Annotated in this window: 13 protein-coding genes; 11 read left to right on the plus strand and 2 right to left on the minus strand. The window is 40.8% G+C overall.

Going from position 1 to position 20349, the window contains the following annotated elements:
- From Q0K35_RS11340 to Q0K35_RS11350, 3 genes are all read left to right on the plus strand, one after another.
- A partial coding sequence (locus Q0K35_RS11340; RefSeq protein WP_294562974.1) for a GNAT family N-acetyltransferase occupies nucleotides 1–240 on the plus strand: 240 nt, incomplete at its 5' end.
- A gap of 9 nt (nucleotides 241–249) precedes the next feature.
- Nucleotides 250–1299 (plus strand): GNAT family N-acetyltransferase, encoded by a 1050-nt coding sequence (locus tag Q0K35_RS11345; RefSeq protein ID WP_294562975.1) that lies wholly within the window; start codon nucleotides 250–252, stop codon nucleotides 1297–1299.
- Nucleotides 1300–1398: 99 nt separating this feature from the next.
- The gene (locus tag Q0K35_RS11350) at nucleotides 1399–1998 is read left to right on the plus strand and encodes a helix-turn-helix transcriptional regulator (protein WP_294562976.1); all 600 of its coding nucleotides are present in this window, start codon (nucleotides 1399–1401) and stop codon (nucleotides 1996–1998) included.
- A gap of 20 nt (nucleotides 1999–2018) precedes the next feature.
- Here the strand turns inward: Q0K35_RS11350 and Q0K35_RS11355 are convergent, their stop codons facing one another.
- A complete protein-coding gene (locus Q0K35_RS11355; RefSeq protein ID WP_294562977.1) occupies nucleotides 2019–3392 on the minus strand; it encodes an NAD(P)/FAD-dependent oxidoreductase in 1374 nt (457 codons plus the stop codon).
- 99 nt (nucleotides 3393–3491) lie between these two features.
- On the opposite strand from Q0K35_RS11355, the gene Q0K35_RS11360 reads away from it, so the two are divergent.
- The 6 genes from Q0K35_RS11360 to Q0K35_RS11385 are packed head-to-tail and all read left to right on the plus strand — an operon-like array spanning nucleotide 3492 to nucleotide 13543.
- Nucleotides 3492–4484, plus strand: a complete 993-nt coding sequence (locus tag Q0K35_RS11360; protein ID WP_294562978.1) for a M15 family metallopeptidase — start codon at nucleotides 3492–3494, stop codon at nucleotides 4482–4484.
- A gap of 7 nt (nucleotides 4485–4491) precedes the next feature.
- Complete coding sequence (locus Q0K35_RS11365; protein ID WP_294562979.1) at nucleotides 4492–5631, plus strand: CapA family protein; 1140 nt, start codon at nucleotides 4492–4494, stop codon at nucleotides 5629–5631.
- A 2-nt stretch (nucleotides 5632–5633) separates the two neighbouring features.
- Nucleotides 5634–6524: a radical SAM protein gene (locus Q0K35_RS11370; protein ID WP_294562980.1), complete on the plus strand. Its 891-nt coding sequence runs from the start codon at nucleotides 5634–5636 to the stop codon at nucleotides 6522–6524.
- A gap of 20 nt (nucleotides 6525–6544) precedes the next feature.
- Complete coding sequence (recG, locus tag Q0K35_RS11375) at nucleotides 6545–8539, plus strand: ATP-dependent DNA helicase RecG (RefSeq protein WP_294562981.1); 1995 nt, start codon at nucleotides 6545–6547, stop codon at nucleotides 8537–8539.
- Nucleotides 8540–8571: 32 nt separating this feature from the next.
- Nucleotides 8572–9252: a ribonuclease III gene (gene rnc, locus Q0K35_RS11380; RefSeq protein ID WP_294562982.1), complete on the plus strand. Its 681-nt coding sequence runs from the start codon at nucleotides 8572–8574 to the stop codon at nucleotides 9250–9252.
- Between the two features lie 25 nt (nucleotides 9253–9277).
- Entirely contained in the window at nucleotides 9278–13543 is a 4266-nt protein-coding gene (locus Q0K35_RS11385) for a PolC-type DNA polymerase III (protein WP_294562983.1), read from the plus strand.
- 43 nt (nucleotides 13544–13586) lie between these two features.
- Here the strand turns inward: Q0K35_RS11385 and Q0K35_RS11390 are convergent, their stop codons facing one another.
- Nucleotides 13587–14468: a YitT family protein gene (locus tag Q0K35_RS11390; RefSeq protein ID WP_294562984.1), complete on the minus strand. Its 882-nt coding sequence runs from the start codon at nucleotides 14466–14468 to the stop codon at nucleotides 13587–13589.
- Between the two features lie 147 nt (nucleotides 14469–14615).
- Here Q0K35_RS11390 and ppdK point away from each other — a divergent pair, with 147 nt between their 5' ends.
- The gene (ppdK, locus tag Q0K35_RS11395) at nucleotides 14616–17240 is read left to right on the plus strand and encodes a pyruvate, phosphate dikinase (RefSeq protein ID WP_294562985.1); all 2625 of its coding nucleotides are present in this window, start codon (nucleotides 14616–14618) and stop codon (nucleotides 17238–17240) included.
- A 699-nt stretch (nucleotides 17241–17939) separates the two neighbouring features.
- The gene (locus Q0K35_RS11400; RefSeq protein ID WP_294562986.1) at nucleotides 17940–20327 is read left to right on the plus strand and encodes a DUF2207 domain-containing protein; all 2388 of its coding nucleotides are present in this window, start codon (nucleotides 17940–17942) and stop codon (nucleotides 20325–20327) included.
- The last annotated feature ends 22 nt before the right edge of the window (nucleotides 20328–20349 follow it).

The raw sequence follows: 20349 nt of genomic DNA on the forward strand, positions 1-20349 counted from the left end.
GGTGGTCATATTGGTTATAGTGTCCGGCCGGGTGAGAGAAGAAAAGGGTATGCAACGCTCATGCTTTCTAAGATGATAGGGGTTTGTCGTGAGAAAAATATGGAGAAGATATTGGTTACTTGTTTGAAAAGTAATCAGGCTTCAAGAAAAACGATTTTGAAAAATGGTGGGGTCTATGAAGATGAACGTTTTGAAAAAGAAGAAAATGATTATATCGAAAGATATTGGATCACTTTATAAGGAGCAGGCATGAAGTATTACCATGGAAGCAATCAGGCAGGCTTAAAGGTATTAAAGCCTTTTGTCAGTGAACATGAAAAAGCCTATGTTTATTTTTCCACCAATCCTGTGTTAGCGGCATTATATTGTGTACATGCATTACCAAAGCCACTTAACTGGTATCCTTATGGCTTTGATGCCAAGGGAAGGGTGGTCTATGAGGAATATTATGAAAATGGGTTCATGGACATTTATGGCGGTCAGAAGGGATATCTATATGTATGTGAAGATATACAGGGGGACAATCCTACAAAAATTAAAGATGTGGTGGTCAGCAAACATGAAGAAAAAGTGATCGATATCATTGAAATCAAGGATATGGGAAGCTGGCTTCAAAAGAAGATCGATGATGGAAAACTGATTTTGCATCGTTATGAAGAGATCAGTCCTAAAGTACGCCAAATGGTCTTATCTTCTATCCAAGATGACTTTAAAAAATATCATTTGGAAGAAACATCTTCAGCAGCCCGGTTTTATATCAGCCGTTTTCCTCAGCTTTTGTTTGGCGAAACGATTGAAACAGAGCGATTGCTGTTAAGAAAATGGCGCAAAGAGGATGTTTATGATCTTTATGAATATGCCAGTGTCCCGGAGGTAGGCCCGATGGCCGGCTGGAAGCCTCATGAATCGCTGGAGGAATCCGCAAAAATCATAGAATTATTCATAAATCAAAAAGAATGGGCAATTGAGCTTAAAGAAAATCACAAGGTCATCGGTTCGATTGGATTCCATCCTTCTAAGATCAAAAAAGATCGAAGCCTGGAATTTGGATATGTACTTTGTAAAGATTACTGGGGTCATGGTCTTATGAGCGAAGCTGTGAAACAGGTAAGTCAGTTTGCTTTTGAAAGACTTCACCAGGATCATCTTTTCATCTGTTGTTTTGATGATAATCTTCGCTCAGCAAGAGTGGCTGAGAAGTGTGGCTTTCACTATTATAAACACTTAGAAAAAGCCTATCATCGCTATGATGGCAGGTTTATGGATGAGCAGGTATTTATCATGTCAAAAAAAGACTAAAAAATATGGATGCAACCAGCAGTTGACATTTTGGTTATAAAAGTTGATTGAAAGAAATCTTCTAATAGTGTTACAATTTCTCTGGGAGGAAGTGATGCTATGCAAATGGGAGAGCGCATTGCCATATTAAGAAAGAAGAAAGGTCTGTCACAGGAAGAATTGGCAATAGTGATTGGTGTGTCAAGACAGTCTATTAGTAAGTGGGAAAGCTCCCAAAGCGTTCCGGATTTAGATAAAATCATTCAGCTTTGTGCTTATTTTGATATATCGATCGATCATCTTGTTTTAGGGAAAGAATTAGAAGAAAAAAAACATCTAAATATTAAAACGATCGTGTTGCTCGTAAGTGCATGTAATCTATGTGGTCTGATTTTCGGATGTGCACTATGGTTTGAATATATGAGCTATCCTTCTTTTGTGGCAGGTCCGCTTCTTATAATCTTGAGTTGCGTCTTTTATATTTGGGCAATGATGAATCAGAAAAATCAAGAAGATAAAATAGAGGCAAATCGTATCTTTTGGTATTTGAATACTTGGATCTTGCTTTTTTATCCTTTTGTCATTTTAAATAATATTTTGGCGTTTCAACCTTTGATTCATTTTCCTTTTGGATATGGTCTGCATAATTTATATTATTGGGTTTTATATGGAGCTTTGTGTTTCATTGCTTACACTTTCATTCATAATAAATTAAAATAAACCTGAGCTTGAACTCAGGTTTATTTTAAATGATCACAGATATAGCGGGCAACATAAACGCCGCTGGCTGAAGCATGGGAAAGGGAGTGTGTTACTCCTGAACAGTCGCCGATGACGAATAATCCCTTATGACAGGTTTCCAGATTTTCATTGATTTCTACCTGCATATTATAGAATTTGACTTCAACACCATATAAAAGCGTATCATCACTGGCAGTACCCGGTGCTACTTTATCTAACGCGTGGATCATTTCGATGATGTCATCTAATTGGCGTTTAGGAATGACCAGGCTCAGATCGCCCGGTGTTGCGGAAAGGGTAGGTGTCAGAAAGGAGCTTTCAATTCTGGAAGGTGTTGACCGCTGACCACGGATGAGATCGCCAAAGCGCTGAACGATGACGCCGCCGCCAAGCATATTGGATAGACGGGCAATGCTTTCTCCGTATTCATTTGAGCTTTTAAAAGGTTCTGTGAAATGGTTGGATACCAAAAGGGCAAAATTTGTATTTTCGGTATAAAGAGCCGGATCGTTATAGCTATGACCATTGACGGTCACGATACCGTTTGTATTTTCATTAACGACGACACCTTTCGGATTCATACAGAAGGTTCTTACCTTATCCTGAAATTTTTTGGTACGATATACGATCTTGCTCTCATATAATTCATCCGTCAGATGAGAGAATACTTCATAAGGAAGCTCAACGCGGACACCGATATCTACACGATTTGATTTGGTCTTGATATTTAAATGATCACAGATGGATTGCATCCATTTGGAACCGCTTCTGCCGGTAGAAATGATACATTGCTTGCCAACATAGCTTTGTGCGTTAGTGATGATCTCATAGCCGTCATCCAGATGATGGACCTCATCCACTTTGCTGTTGAAATAGAAATCGACATGATCTTTTAATTCTTCATAGAGATTTTTTAAGACGATATAATTAATATCGGTTCCTAAATGACGGACGCTGGCATCTAATAGATGAAGATCATTCTGCAAACAGATTTTTTTCAAACGTGTATTGGCTGTTGAATAAAGACGGGTGTTTTGACCGCCATGGGATGTGTTGATCTCATCGACATAATGCATGAGATCGATCGCTTCTTTTTTACCGATGTATTCATATAGATCACCGCCAAATTGATTCGTGATGTTGTATTTGCCATCGCTGAAGGCACCGGCACCACCAAATCCATTCATGATGGCACAGGTCTTACAGTTGATACAGGATTTGATTTTCTTGCCATCGATCGGACATTTTCTTTTTTCAAGGGGATTGCCCGTTTCAAATACTGCAATCTTTAGATCCGCTCTTTTTTTTACCAGTTCATAACAAGAGAAAATACCGCCGGGACCGGCACCAATAATCAAAATATCATAATTCATGTTCATTACCTCGCACTTATTTATTATACATGGCAAAGTGATATAATTTCAATGAATTTATGAGAATGTTTATGATATAATGAATTCAGGAGAGAGAACATGAAGAAAATATTTTTTTTGATTTTATGTCTGTTTATAAGCGGATGTCAGATCAAACAGAGTCATTATACAGAAAAACAACAAGAGATCCTTCGTGAGGAGGATGTGTTGGAATTTGCGGAAAATAACTGTGAGCAGGTTGCTTCACTGCAGCTGATGCTGGATGAGGAAGCTTTTCAAAAAGGATATATCGAAGATTATTGCCGGATGGATCTGACTTCTTCGTCACATGTGAATTTTCTTTTGGAAAGAGGATTGAGTGATGAAGATGTAGAGGGTTACAGTGCGATTCCTTATTTCAGGGAAGAAAATCTTGAACGTTATTTAAAAGCTGAAGGCAGCTATGAAGAAAGGGTATTGAATGTAAACATGAATATGGATCTAAAACCATTTGAAATGATTTCCATTGTCAATGATTTTTCTGACATGACCTTGCTGGTGAATAAATTCAATGCGCTGCCGGAAGGATATGTTCCTGATGATATGGTCCATGTCAAATATGTCTGTACGCAAGGAATTGATTATTCATGTACAATGATGGATCAGGTAGTCTTGCGTCAGGAAGCGGAAGAAGCTTTTGAACGGTTTGTCGAGAGTGCCTTGGAGGAAAAGGGCATTGGGATCGTGGCGATTGCCGCTTATCGCTCTTATCAGTATCAAAAAGATTTATATAATTATTATTTGCCGATCTATGGGCAGGAAAGAACCGATCAATTCTATGCCCGCCCCGGACAGAGCGAGCATAACAGTGGTTTAGCGGTAGATATTACCTTTGATCACATTCGTTATACGGATATTGAAAATCATGAAGCCTATCCATGGATCTTAGAAAATATGCATCGTTTTGGCTTTATTTTGCGTTATCCTGAAGATAAGCAAGAGATAACCCGCTATGGCTATGAAAGCTGGCATCTGCGTTATGTCGGTGCAGAAGCCGCAGCGATCATGTATGAGAACAATTGGTGCCTTGAAGAATATTTAGCACGAAAGTGAGGAAGTTATGAAGAAAGTAAGCATGGTGCTGGCAGCTTTTCTGCTGCTGGCTTGTTCAACAAAAAATGAAGATCAGGATCCGCTTGTCTGTGTTTATGAGCCAAGTCCGATCACAGTTGTTTCTTTTTCGGGAGTCGGGGATAATCTGATCCATGAAACGGTGTATCTGGATGCATTGACATCTGATGGCAGTTATGATTTTACGAAGATGTATGAGGATGTGGCGGATGATATGAGAAAGAGCGATATTGCTTTTATCAATCAGGAAACAATACTGGGTGGCAGCGAATTGGGATTGAGCGGTTATCCGAGCTTTAATTCACCTAGTGAAATTGCTTCTGACTTAAAAGAAAGTGGTTTTAATCTGGTCAATCTGGCAACAAATCATACGTTGGATCGAGGATTGTCCGGTATTGTCAATGAATTGAATACCTTTTCTTCTGTGAAAGGGATGGTCGTTGATGGTGCTTATACGTCACAAGAAGCTTATGATACGATTCCAACGTTTGAGGTCAAAGGCATTACTTTTAGTTTTTTAGCTTATACCTATGGCACCAACGGTATCCGGCCGGAGTATTCCTATGAAGTTTCTTATTTTGATGATGCACAGATTACAAGTGATGTACAACGGGCAAAGGAAATCAGTGATGTTGTCATCGTGAGTGCACATTGGGGTGATGAGAATTCGTTTGTTCCGAATAGCTTTCAACGTCATTATGCGCAGTTATTTGCCGATCTGGGCGTTGATGTGGTCATTGGTACCCATCCGCATGTGATCCAGCCTGTTGAGTGGGTGAGCGGTGAGATGGGAAATCGGACGCTGGTGGTATATTCGTTAGGGAATTTTATCGGTGGTATGCTGACGACGAATAATGCGATCGGTGGTATGATCCAATTTGACTTTGTGAAGGAAGAGGATGATATTTATATCGATCATGTAAGATGGGTGCCGCTGATGATTCATTTTGAAGGGAATGCCGCCAATATCAATGCTGAACGCTATAATTATAAATCCTATAAGGTTTCCGATTATACGGATGAACTGGCTTCCAAGCATGTATTAAATGGCTATGATGGCAATGTGGTTTCTTTAGATTATATACATGAAATTACCGATCGGGTGATCGATGCGTCATTTTTGGAGTAAGCATGGAGTGGATAGAAGCAAAAAGCCTTCTTTCTAAAAATAAATGTCCTGAAGAATGGTTTGGTTTTGATTATAATCTGAATCTGTATAAGGGCTGTTGTCATGGCTGTATCTATTGTGATTCGAGAAGTCAGTGTTATCGGATCGACCGCTTTGATGTGGTCCGAGGTAAAAAGGATGCCGCTTTGATCCTTGAAAAGGAGCTGCGTCATAAAAAAAGCAGGGGCATCATTGGGATGGGAGCCATGTCCGATCCTTATAATCCCTTTGAAAAAGAGGTTCATCTGACAAGAGAGGCGCTCATGCTTATCGAGCGTTATGGTTTTGGTGCGGGAATTACGACAAAAAGTGATCTGATACTGGAAGATTTGGAGCTTTTGAAAAGAATTCATGAAAATATGACAACGGTCGTTAATTTTACGATCACGAGTGCTTCTGATGAATGTTCTTTAAAAATTGAACCACATGTTGCCGTATCGTCAAAACGGTTTGAGGCTGTGCGAAGATGTAAGGAAGCAGGTCTGATATGCGGCATCATCATGAATCCTGTTTTACCGTTTATTACGGACAGCAAAGAAAATATTTTAAAAATCATCGAAATGGCCCACTTGTGTCATGCGGATTATATCATGACGTATATGGGAGTCACATTGCGGCAGAATCAGCGGGATCATTATTATAAAAAATTAGAGGAACTTTATCCGGGCCTTTCTTATCAATATCAGCGTATCTATGGCAATCGCTATCACTGTGAATCGTTAAAATGGCGTGAAAATTATGAGCTGTTGAAAGAGGAATGTTTAAAAAGAGGGATCCTTTATCAAATGGAGGATATCGTGAAGCTGATCAGATCTCATAAAAAAGAAGTACGTCAGCTCTCACTGTTTGGCTGATTTTGTGCTATAATATCCGCATGGAATTAAAAGAGATCACAACGCCAAAAAAAATTGAAATCTTAAAGACCATGGGAATCGAAAGTGTTGAGGATATATTGACGCATTATCCTTTTCGTTATGAGGAACATGAACGTAAGCCGATAAGTGAATGGAAGATCAATGAAAAGATTTTTACAAGCGGTGTCATCTGTTCATCTGCCCGTGTCATTCGTTTGGGGGGCAAGAAAAGCATGACCCGTTTTTCAATGATGATCGATGATGAAGAATTTTTTTGCAGTATCTTTAATCGTCCATGGACAAATATCTTTCCTGTCGGCAAGACCTTGACGATCAGCGGTATTTATCAGGGAGGCAATAAGATTACCCTGACAAATGTTAATTCAATGCCGATTGAATCGCAGCTGGGCTTGCAAAGCGTTTATTCCACGACGCAGGCATTATCCCAGAAGGATTGGATCAAGCTGGTCGATAAGGCCTTGGAGGTATGCTCAGATAAGATCGAAGAGCGGATTCCGGAGGAATACCGCTTGAAATATAAGCTATTGCCAAGAAGGGAAGCTCTTTATTTCATTCATAAGCCGAAGACCCGGCATGCGCTTGTCCAGGCGCTTCGGACACTGAAGTATGAGGAATTTTTGATTTTTCAGTGCTGTATGCAGATCAGCCGCAGTGAAAATATGAAAATTCAGGGTGTAGGTAAGGAGTTTTCAAATGATGAGGTATATGAGCTGGCACGTAATCTTTCCTTTGAACTGACCGGTGATCAGAAGTCATGCATTGATGAGATCTTACATGATCTGCATGCTTCGACGTGCATGATGCGCTTGCTTCAGGGAGATGTCGGCTGTGGAAAAACGCTGGTTGCGGCTTTTGCCGCTTATGCTTGTGTCTGTGCGCATAAGCAGGTGGCTTTTATGGCTCCGACAGAGATCCTGGCGAAACAGCATCTGGCCACTCTTTCGAAGGTCTATGAAGGCTTTGGTGTACGCTTGCGGCTCTACTGTTCTTCTTTGAAGAAAAGTGAAAAAGAAGAGATCTTAGAAAAGCTTACTAAAGGACAATTGGATATCCTCGTCGGAACGCATGCGCTTTTTCAGGACGATGTCCATTATGCGGATCTGGGTTTGGTGATCACGGATGAGCAGCATCGCTTTGGTGTGGAACAACGCAGAAAACTGTTAAATAAAGGGAAAAAGGTCGATATGCTTTTAATGAGTGCGACGCCGATCCCGCGAACGTTGGCTTCTTCTATTTATGGTGATCTGGATGTTTCAACGATCAGAGAATATCCAAAGGGAAGGAATGTCACTCAGACGTATTATATTGCTTCAAAAAGCATGAAACCGATCTTAAAGGATGTGCTTATGAAGATCGATGCAGGTGAACAGTGTTATGTGGTTTGTCCCAGCATCGAAGAAAATGAAGATTATAAGATGAGCAGCGTCATTTCAATATATGAAGGAATGTGTAAAATCTTAAAGGGATATCGCATCGGACTTCTTCACGGTCAGATGAAAAGTGAAGAAAAAGATGCAGTCATGAATCGTTTTCTTGCTCATGAGCTGGATATCTTAGTTGCTACCAGCGTCATTGAAGTCGGTGTCGATGTGAAAGATGCGAATATCATGGTGATCTATGATGCCCACCGTTTTGGTTTGAGCCAGATCCATCAGCTTCGCGGACGTGTGGGGCGGGGTGAACGTCAGGGAATCTGTTACCTTTTAAGTGATACGAAGGATGAAGAAAGCATTGCCCGCCTTAAAAAGCTGGAGGAATGTCATGACGGCTTTGAGCTTTCTTTTTATGATCTGAAGATGCGGGGTCCGGGAGATATCCTCGGCAAGCGTCAAAGCGGATTGCCAAGCTTTATATTGGGAGATCTTGTTCAGGATTCCAATATTTTGAACAGTGCCCGTGAGGATGCGGTGGAAATTGTAAAACATATTGAGGATTATCCAGGCTTGAAAAAGATTTGCGAAAAATATACTTTAGAAAATAAATATCTTGATTAAAATATGATATAATGGGGGAACATGGAGGAAATATGGAAATATTCGACTGGCTTAAAGAAAGAAATATCGAGGTAAATGATAAAAATCTGATACAGAATGCGTTTGTTCATTCATCATATGTGAATGAACATCGTACTTTTAAAAGCGATAATGAGCGATTGGAATTTATGGGAGATGCTGTCTTGCAGGTATGGTCGGCCAGAAAGCTTTTCGAGCTTCAGCCGCCATTGGATGAGGGGCATATGACGACATTGCGTGCGCAGCTTGTCAGTGAAGCAGCTTTGGCACAATATACACGGGAATTGAAGCTGAATCAGTTTTTATTGCTGGGAGTCGGTGAAGAAAAGACCGGAGGTCGTGAACGTGAATCGATCATGGCGGATATGTTTGAGGCATTTATCGGGGCATTGTATCTGGATAGCGGCTTTGATAATGTCTGCAAGGTATTGGAGAGCGTGATCACACCGCATATTTTGGCGCCTAAGGCTGAAAATCTCATTGATTATAAGACCAAGCTCCAGGAATATGTGCAGGCAGATGCCCGCAGGACCGTCAATTATGAGGTCATTCATATGGAGGGCCCGAATAATCAGCCGGTATTTGAAGTAATCGTAAAGATGGATGATATCATTCTTGGCAAGGGTAAGGGTCCTTCCAAGAAAAAAGCTGAGCAGGCAGCAGCAAAGGATGCTTTTGAGAAAATGGTGAAATAGCCATTTTTTTAGAAAGGAGATTTTCATGAATATTGAGTATCTGTTGAAACAGCTGAAAATGGAAGAAGAAAGCTCTTATTTTCAACAAGCAAAAATGGAGAAGCCCGTTTATTATAAAAGCAGCCAAAAGCTTTGTGTCTATCTGAAGCTTGAAAAGCCGCTTCCTTTTCAAATATGGCGCATGTTGAAGGACCGCCTGATGAAGCATCTCAAATGCAGCGTAGAGATGGAAATCTCTGTTTTGAACATGAGCATGGAGGATGGGCTTTTAAAGGAATATGCGGATGAGTGCATCATTTTAAATCACTTGCATCTGCATAATGAGATTCACGAAGGAAAGATGAAGATCAGCGAGGAGCAGACAGAAGATTTTTACGTGCTTCAGGAATGGCTGAAAAAAGCAGGTTTAAAGCTTGAAGAGGAAAAGGAAACAGCTGTTTTGATTGAAGAGGTGAAAAAGGTAAAAGCACCGAAAGTTACTTATACACCTGAAGCTCCTAAGGAAAAAAAGAGTTATGTCCCACGAGGTAAAAAAACATATCTGCCGCTTACGCTTCATGAAATTCATGAAGCCTGTGAAAATGTAGAGATATGGGGAGATATCTTTGAAATCGAGATGCGTCCGGTAGGAAAGAGCATGTTGCAAAGCGTTTATCTGGCAGACGATGACGATGCGATCGTCATGAAACGTTTTTCAGGAGCGCGTTTAAGCGAAGAAGAGATGAACCAGCTAAAGGTAGGTCAGCGAATCCGTGCCTATGGAAGAGTGGTCGATGACTCTTATTTGCGCACTCTTGTTTTTATGCCGGACAGAATAGAAGTGATCGAGAAAAAAATGCGTGAAGATACTGCCGAAAAGAAAAGGGTCGAGCTTCATCTGCATACCAAGCTTTCAGAAATGGATGGGGTCAGTGATATTTCCCAGTATATCGATCAGGCAGCAGCATGGAACCATACGGCTTTAGCGATCACGGATCATCTGGTCGTACAGGATTTTCCAAAGGCCCAGCGTTACCTGGAAAAGATCAATAAGGGAAGAGAGCATCCGATCAAGATGCTGTATGGGGTTGAGATGAATATGGTCGATCCTGAATTGAACATCGTGACCCATCCGAATGATACGAAGCTGGAAGAAGCGAGCTATTGTATCTTTGACCTTGAAACGACCGGCTTATCGAGCCGTTATGATCATATCATCGAATTTGGTGGTGTCATCGTTGAAAATCGTGAAGTAAAAGACAAATTACAGATGTTTATCAAGCCTCCTGTTGCTTTAAGTGCTTTTACGACCAATTTGACAAATATCACGGAAGATGATCTGGCAAATGCTTTGCCTTTTGAAGAAGCTGCTGATAAAATCTTAGAATTTATTGGAGATCGGGTATTGGTGGCTCATAATGCTTCTTTTGACGTAAACTTTATCAATGATTCACTGATCCGTATCGGCCGGAAGCCATTGGAAAATCCGGTGATTGATACCTTGGATCTGTCTTATTCGATGCACGCGGATCGCAAGGCCCACCGTCTTGGCAATGTTGCCCGTATCTATAATATCAAATATGATGAAGAGGTTGCTCACCGTGCTGATTATGATGCGCAGGTGCTGAGTGATGTTTATTTGAATATGCTGAATGAACTCAAAGATGTAAAGACCTTAAATGAGCTGTCTCATTATTATACAGAAGCCTGTTTTTCTAAGGTAAGGGTAAAGCATATCGTTGTCTTTGCGAAAAATAAGGCAGGACTGAAATCTTTGTTTGAACTGATTACCTTATCTCATACGAAGCATTTGGCTTATAATGGCAAAAGCAGTGCGAATATTGTCGCCGAACCGCGTATCTTTCGAAGAGAGATCGAGGAAAGAAGGGAAAACCTTTTATTGGGCAGTGCCTGCAGCAATGGCGAAGTGTTTGAGATCGCTCATACCCGTAATGAAGAGCAATTGAAAAAAGTCGTTTCTTTCTATGATTTTATAGAAATTCAGCCATTAGAAAATTATCGCTTTTTGATCGAAAGGAATACGATTGCCAGCCAGGATCGCTTAAAAGAGATCTTATCGGGTATCATTGCAGCGGCGGATGAGTTGGGAAAATTGGTCGTTGCGACGGGTGATTGTCATTATGTAGAGCCATCGCAAAAGAAAATCCGTGATATCTATATCAATTCGCAAGCGATCGGAGGCAAACGTCATCCTTTATATATCTATGATGCCCAGCGCCGCAGAACGACGATCAATCCGGATCAGCATTTCAGAAGCACGAATGAAATGCTGGAATGCTTTAACTGGTTAGATGAGAAGAAGGCTTATGAGATCGTTGTCGAAAATACGAATCTGATTGCCGATCAGATTGAAAAGATCAATCGGGTCTATGATACGCTTTTCCCGCCTAAGATGGAAAATTCAGATAAGAAGCTGGCAGAAATCTGTTATGAAAATGCGTATAAAAAATATGGCAATCCGCTTCCGAAGATCGTTGAGGACCGCTTGAAGCGTGAACTGGATTCGATCATCGGACATGGTTTTTATGTGGTTTACTATATTTCACATCTGTTGGTGAAGAAGAGTCTGGAAGATGGCTATATGGTCGGAAGCCGAGGTTCTGTCGGCAGCAGCTTTGTGGCGACCATGGCCAATATCACAGAGGTTAATCCATTGGCACCTCATTATGTTTGTCCAAAATGTCATTATGTCGAGTTTTTTACTGACGGTTCAGTTGCCAGTGGCTTTGATCTGCCGGATAAGAAATGTCCGAATTGCGGTGAGATCATTCGTGGTGACGGACAGGATATCCCGTTTGAAACCTTTCTGGGATTTGAAGGGGACAAGGTTCCTGATATTGATTTGAACTTCTCGGGTGACTATCAGCCGCGAGCCCATAATTATCTTAAAGAAGTTTTTGGTGAAGACCATGTATTTAGAGCGGGTACGATTGGTACGGTTGCCCAGCAGACGGCCTTTGGTTATGTGAAGGGGTATGAAGAAGAAATGGGCATTGAGGGGCAGATGCGTCAGGCACAGATCCTTCATTTGGCGAAGGGCTGTGACGGGGTCAAGCGTACGACCGGACAGCATCCGGGAGGTATCCTTGTCGTACCGAATGAATTTGATGTTCATGATTTCACACCGGTACAGTATCCGGCGAATAACCCATTTGCCGATTGGAAAACGACCCATTTTGAATTCCATGATATCCATGACAATCTTTTGAAATTTGATATTCTCGGTCATGTCGATCCGACAGCGATGAAGCTATTGGAAGAACAAAGCGGGATCGATCCGAAAACGATTCCGATGAATGATCCGGAAACGATGAAAATTTTCTCAAGTGTCGAAAGTTTACATATTGATACCTCTAAAAATACAGAAGTTACGGGAGCTGCCGGTATTCCGGAGTTTGGTACACCGTTTGTCCGCGGTATCCTGGAATTGACCAAACCTACGACTTTTGATGAACTGGTACGTATTTCCGGTCTTTCTCATGGTACGGATGTCTGGCTGAATAATGCCAAGGATCTGATCGACAGCGGTCAGTGTACATTGAAGAATGTTATCGGATGTCGTGATGATATCATGGTGTATCTGCTTCATAAGGGACTTCCTGCGAAGCTGGCTTTTACGATCATGGAAAGCGTTCGTAAAGGTAAAGGCTTGAAGGATGAGTGGAAAGAGGAAATGAGCAAGAAGGAATATAATATCGATCCTTGGTATATTGACAGCTGTCTAAAGATCAAATACATGTTCCCGAAAGCCCATGCGGTTGCCTATGTCATGATGGCGGTGCGTATTGCCTGGTTTAAAGTCCATCAGCCTTTATATTATTACTGCATGTTCTTTTCGATTCGCTGTGATGCCTATGAAATTGAAACGATGATTGCCGGTGAAAACATGATTCGTTCAAGAATGAATGAAATTGCCCAAAAGATGAATTCCAATGAATATAAAAATGAAGTATCTAAAAAAGAAAAAGATATTTATTCAACCTTGGAACTGGCTTTGGAAATGGTATTGCGCGGTTATCGGATCGGCAATATCGATCTGAATCGCTCACAGGCAAGCACTTTTATCGTAGATCCGGATCATAAGAATACGATCATACCGCCATTTACGACGATTGATGGATTGGGAAGCAACGTTGCGGAAACGGTTGTTGAAGAAAGAGAAAAACGTCCATTCTTATCAAAACAGGATCTGATGGCACGTACTTCTTTGAATGGAACCCACATCAAAAAATTGGAAAGCATGGGCGTATTAAAAGATCTTCAGGAAGAAAATCAAATGTCCTTATTTTAAAAAAAGACTGCATTCAGATAAGTCAATATCTGGCTGCAGTCTTTTATTCGATATTTTTTTGTTCATAGTTACCGATGATCTGTTCGGTCTTCGATACAGTGATGAATATCTGGGGATCAATGAGCTGGGCCTGTGATGCGAGCTCATTGACCTCAAAGGAATTGCAGACAAGGATCAGCATGGTCTTTTCTTCTTTTGTATATGCGCCCTGGGCATAGAGTTGGGTAGCACCATGCTGGGTCATCTTAAATATCAGATTGCTGATTTCTTCAGGTTTAGATGTAATCAGGCGCAAGGAAACAAGCTTATAACGGTCATGAAGATTATTGATGATGTAGGTGGCTGCAAACTGATAGATCATGGAATAGAAGGCATCATAAAAGCCAAAATAAATGCCGGCAATGATCAAGATGAGGATATTGAAGAGCATGATCTGATTCCAAAAGGGCTTATTGTATTTGTGTGACATATAAATCGCAATGAAATCCATGCCGCCGCTGCTGGCATTTGCCTGTAAGGCCAATAAACTTGAAAAACCGGCAATGACACCTCCGAAAAGGCTGAGAAGCAGCGGATCATCGACAAGAGAAAAACGGGGAATCAGGGTAATGAAAAAAGAAACGAGAACAAACTGCAGTCCTGAATAGAGAAGAAACTTTTTGCCGGCTACCTTTCTTACCAGAAAAATAGAAGCCAGATTCAATATCAGATACAGAAGGTTGAATGAAAGATCAAAATGTAAAAATTTTAAAGAAAGACGATTGATCAAAACAGCGATCCCCAAAAAACCGGATGGATAGAGATGGGCCGTTTCCACGAATCCCTGTACTGCAACTGCTGAAAGAAAGCTTGAAAGTATTACAAGGGATAAGGCTTTGAATTGTCGGATAGATATTTGATGTTCAATGTTGTTTGAATGTTTCATATAAACTCCTTTTGTGATGTTGTTATACTATTGAGATTTGGTTTTGTCAACCGGATTTGAATTATTTATAGTTTAGACTAGTCAATTAAGAAAAAAAAAGCTATAATATGTTGGTAAGCGATTACATATTACTAGGAGGAATTTTTAATGACAAAATATGTTTATCTGTTCTCTGAAGGTAATGGTCAAATGCGTGAGCTTCTTGGAGGAAAGGGAGCGAACCTGGCGGAAATGACGAAGCTTGGAATGCCGGTTCCTTTTGGCTTTACGGTGACGACGGAAGCTTGTAACCGTTACTATGATGACGGAGAACAAATCCATGATGAGATTCAGAAAGAAATCTTTGAAGCGTTAGGTGAATTAGAAAAGAAAACCGGAAAAAAATTAGGGGATAAGGATAATCCTTTGTTGGTATCCGTGCGTTCCGGTGCCAGAGCTAGTATGCCTGGTATGATGGATACGATTCTGAATTTGGGTATCAATGATGAGGTCGTGGAAACGATTGCCGCAAAGACGAATAATCCGCGCTTTGCCTATGATTCTTACAGACGCTTCATTCAGATGTTTGCGGATGTTGTCATGGGATTGTCTAAAGCTCGTTTTGAAACGATCATTGATGAGATCAAGGCTGAACGCGGCGTACAGCTGGATTCTGATCTGAATGCTGATGAAATGAAGGAAATGGTTTCTAAGTTTAAGGAATTTTATCGTGAACAGCTTCATGATGATTTTCCAACGGATCCTCGCACGCAGCTGATCAAGGCTGTTGAAGCGGTGTTTAAGAGCTGGAATAATGAACGTGCGATTTATTATCGTAAAGTTAACGATATCCCGTCCTCTTGGGGAACGGCTGTCAATGTTCAGTCGATGGTCTTCGGTAATATGGGAAATGACTGTGGTACAGGTGTTGCCTTTACCCGTAATCCGGCCACGGGAGAGAAGAAGCTGTTTGGAGAATTTTTGATGAATGCGCAGGGTGAGGATGTTGTTGCTGGTGTTCGTACACCTCAGACGATTGACAAGCTGAAGGAAGTAGCTCCTCATGCGTATGAGCAGTTCGTGGAAATTTGTGGAATTTTGGAAAATCATTATAAAGATATGCAGGATATGGAATTTACGATTGAAAACGGAAATCTGTATATGCTTCAGACACGCAGCGGTAAGCGTACGGCTGCCGCAGCATTGAAGATTGCCTGTGATCTGGTGGATGAAGGCTTGATCAATGAGGAAGAAGCGTTGATGAAGGTGGATCCAAAGCAGCTGGATGCGTTGTTACATCCACAGTTTGATGCTGATGAGTTAAAGAAGGCGAAAGTGATTGCAAGAGGTCTTGCTGCTTCACCGGGAGCTGCAGCGGGACAGGTATATTTCACAGCAGAAGATGCCATTGCTGCTCATGCCAATGGTGAAAAAGTCGTCCTGGTTCGTTTAGAAACAAGTCCGGAGGATATTCAGGGCATGGCTGCGAGCGAAGGTATCCTGACGGTTCGCGGTGGTATGACAAGTCATGCCGCAGTAGTTGCCCGTGGTATGGGTACTTGCTGCGTATCCGGCTGTGATGCCGTTAAGATCAATGAAGAAGCCAAGACGTTCACAGTAGATGGTGTGACATATCATGAAAAAGACTGGATCTCACTTGACGGTTCTACAGGAAATGTTTATGGTGAAGCGGTTAAGACTGTTCCGGCAACGATCAGCGGTTATTTTGAAAGATTTATGACTTGGGCTGACAATACGCGTAAGCTGCAAGTAAGAACGAATGCGGATACACCGAGAGATGCGAAACAGGCTGTTGAGTTTGGTGCTGAAGGTATCGGTCTGGTTCGTACCGAGCATATGTTCTTTGAAGGCGACCGTATCAAAGCGGTTCGTGAAATGATCGTTTCTAAGACGGAAGAACAGCGCCGTACTGCACTGGCAAAGATCCTGCCGATGCAGCAGGGTGACTTTGAAGCAATTTATGAAGTGATGCAGGGTCTTCCGGTAACGATTCGTTACTTAGATCCGCCTCTGCATGAATTCCTTCCGAATACGGATGAAGAAATTGCTGCTTTGGCTGATGAAATGAAGATGACATTTGAAGAATTGAAGAATGTCGTTGTTTCTCTGCATGAGTTTAACCCGATGATGGGTCATCGTGGCTGCCGTTTGGCTGTCAGCTATCCTGAGATTGCCGAAATGCAGACGGAAGCCGTGATTCAGGCAGCGATCAATGTCAATAAGAAGCATCCTGAATTTGATGTACATCCGGAAATCATGATTCCTCTTGTTGGTGATAAGGCAGAGCTTAAGTTTGTCAAGAATATCGTTGTGAAGAAAGCCGAAGAAATCATGGAGAAAAATGGAGTTCGCTTAGATTATAAAGTTGGAACGATGATCGAAATTCCACGTGCTGCTTTATTGGCGGATGAAATTGCTGAAGAAGCTGAATTCTTCTCATTCGGAACGAACGATTTGACACAGATGACCTTCGGTTTCTCAAGAGATGATGCCGGCGGATTCTTGAAGGATTACTATGATAAGAAGATCTATGAGCAAGATCCGTTTGCCCGTATTGACCAGAAAGGTGTTGGAAAACTGATCAAGATGGCAGCTGAAGGCGGAAGAAAGACTCGCCCGGATATCAAATTAGGTATTTGCGGTGAGCATGGCGGTGACCCTAGTTCGATTGATTTCTGTCATCGTTTAGGATTGACATATGTTTCTTGTTCACCGTTCCGTGTACCAATTGCCCGTTTAGCGGCTGCACAGGCAGCAATTCGCAATAAATAAATGACTGAAAAAGTACTTTCATTTGAAGGTACTTTTTTTAGGTATATTTTAGGAAATTTATGACAAAAGAGATATTATAAATCGTGATTGATGTAAATGTATGCATATAGGATCTATGTATTGTTGACGATGTATATAAAATATTATAATATAAAAAGGTGAAAGGACTTACATAAAAAGATTTTTTGTTTCATTTATTTACCGACTTACTATAATTTTGTAAAGGAGGCAGCATGAAAGAAATGAATCGTAGTATCAGTGTATATGTTTTATCCTTGATCGACAAGGTACTTATCCAAGCTATAAATAATAGACTTCAGCGATCATCTGTATTTATTTGGTGAGCAATATGCCAGAATTTGAATTTATTATCGTAATTGAGCTTGGAGTATTGATATTTCTTGCGCTGATGATTTTATTAGCATTGTTTGAAAAAAATAGTCGGTGTGATCGATGATTTCACCATGATATTTATAGCTTGATATTTTATTTAATATTTGATGTTGACTTTGGCTGGCATGCTTAAATCATTTGGGGCATGTCTGTTGATGTAAGCTTTGACTATAAAAAGGAGGCAGTATGTGGTATTTTACTGTCTATTGAAGGTCTATGTTTTTTATGGATGGTTCATGATTTTTATCTTGTTTTCTATTGCTCTGATAGCTTATAATTAGTAAAAAAAGAAAGGGGGGAATGACGATGCGAAAAAATATGGTTTATTGCATTATTTTTTCGATGCTGCTTGTATTTCTTCCTTCATTGACGATAAAGGCAGATTCAACGGGATATTATTATGAAAATATTGATGTTGAAGTTGAGGTCAATTCTAAAAGGGAATTTAAGATCACGGAAACGCTGGATGTTTATTATGAAGAAGAAATGCATGGGATCATCCGCAGTATTCCCGAAGAAAGTGATGCTGAGGGATATAAGATCAAGGATATCCATGTCGAAGGAGCCCCGTATCAAATTGAGGAAACCTATTCAGGAGTAGAAATAAGAATAGGTGATGCAGATAAGACGGTGAGTGGTAAAAAGCGTTATGTGCTGACTTATACGCTGGCTCACTATCAGGATTATGATGAGAATTATGATTATATCTATCTGAATCTGATTGGAGATGATTTTGATTCACCTACCTGTCATTTAAGTGCACATATCGTATGGCCAAATCATGCGACGGTTGAGAATGTTACGCTTCGTGACGGATATTATGGAAGCAAAGAAAATAAAAAACTGGATTATACGATGGGTGAAAATGAAATATTTATTGAATCGAATCAAACGATTGAGCCATATGAAGCAGCAACCGTACAGATACAGCTTAATCAGGGAGCATTTGCAGATGCACCTGCTTATGTTTATCCGTATATCGTTCACCAAAAAACGATTCAGATCAATATCGATGAAGCACAGGATTTTCATGTAACACAAATCATTCAGCTTACTGCAAACGAAGATGATGTGTCTTATCCCTTAAGTCCGGATTTTGATGCTTTTTATAGTTCTGAAACAGAGCTGTATGATTTTGAGTGTCTTGTTAATCGGGTAAAGAAGAGTTCTGAATATTATGCTCATTTAGATGAAGCCGGTGAATATACGATTGAAATGAAGTATCTCTTACATCCAAAGATCATTGCGGATGGTGAATTGAAGTTGTCACTGTTGGATTATTATGAAGATGCCCAGACAGAAAATGTGCATGTGGAAATTACCATGCCTGTGCTTTCTGATTACAGGGTATTTATAGGCAGATGGAATGATGATACGGGTTCACAGCGCTATGAAGTCACTCAGAATGATCATACGCTGACCTTGATAACCCGTGATGTTTTGCAGCCGGAAGAAAAGCTGGAGCTTTCATTGTACTTGTCGGCAGCTGATTTCTATCGTCCTACACCGCCGGCTGTAAATGTGATACCGATGATAGGTGTGATATTGGTAATGATTGCAGCCTTCATTCGATATGTCGTGTTTCGGCCACGTTTTGTAGAGCCTGTTAGTTTTTATCCGCCAAGGTCCATGAACAGTGCTGAGGCAGGATATGTCATTGATGGCAGGCTTTCTAATGAGGATATGACTTCATTGATTTTCTATTGGGCGGGATTAGGTGCTTTGCAAATCAAGGGAATTGATGGTGAATTTACATTAATCAAGGTCAATGAGCTTCCCGGACATTGTCCTTCTTATGAGAGAAAACTTTTTGACAGCATGTTTGAGCATGGTCATGATCATGAGGTCACCAGTGATGATTTAAAAGGCAGATTTTATGTTGATATCAATCGTGCACGGAAAAAGATCATTGAGAAGTACAAAGAGATGCCTATGTATGAAAAAATGGGCAATGGAATCAAATTATTGATTTATATCGCAGCATTGCTCCTCTTTTTGACCATGATCGCTGTTTTAAGCATGGCAGAGTCGAAAGAATGGGTCAGTGAATGTATCATAAAAATAATTTCTCTTTCTCCGGCTATGATCTTTATGATATTGATGCTGTTGATTTCCAGATTATTTGAACATAAAGATCGTATCATTTCGAAGATTTTCTATTATTTATTTCTATTTATGCCTATCGGCATGTTTTACCTGATCATCAGTGTCGTAACTGAGATATATCAGACACAGCTGATGGTAACGGCATTTGAATGCATTTTTGCGTTTCTTATTGCCAGGGGAATCAAAAAATATTCGCCTCAGGCATTGGCTTTGATCGGTGAGTTAAAAGGGTTCAAACGGTTTATCAAAGAAGCGCAAAAGGATCAGCTGGAAAGGCTTTTAGAGGAAGATCCTGAGTATTACTATCATATTCTTCCTTATGCGCAGGCACTGCACGTGACAAAGATATGGCAGGATAAATTTAGTGAGCTGGCAATGGAACCGCCTTCTTATCAAACAGGTGATATCATGACTTATGCAACCTTTAATTCCTTTGCGCATACCCTGACACGTTCAATGAGCAGCAGTATGTCTTCACCTTCATCTTCCAGCTCTGATGGTGGCGGTTACAGTGGAGGTGGCGGCGGCTTCTCTGGTGGCGGAAGCTCCGGCGGAGGCAGCGGTGGCGGCGGTTCCCGCGGCTGGTAGTAATTTTAAGTGACTAATTATA

Origin of the sequence: uncultured Traorella sp. (assembly GCF_944327115.1) — a bacterium.
Lineage (GTDB): Bacteria > Bacillota_I > Bacilli_A > Erysipelotrichales > Erysipelotrichaceae > Traorella.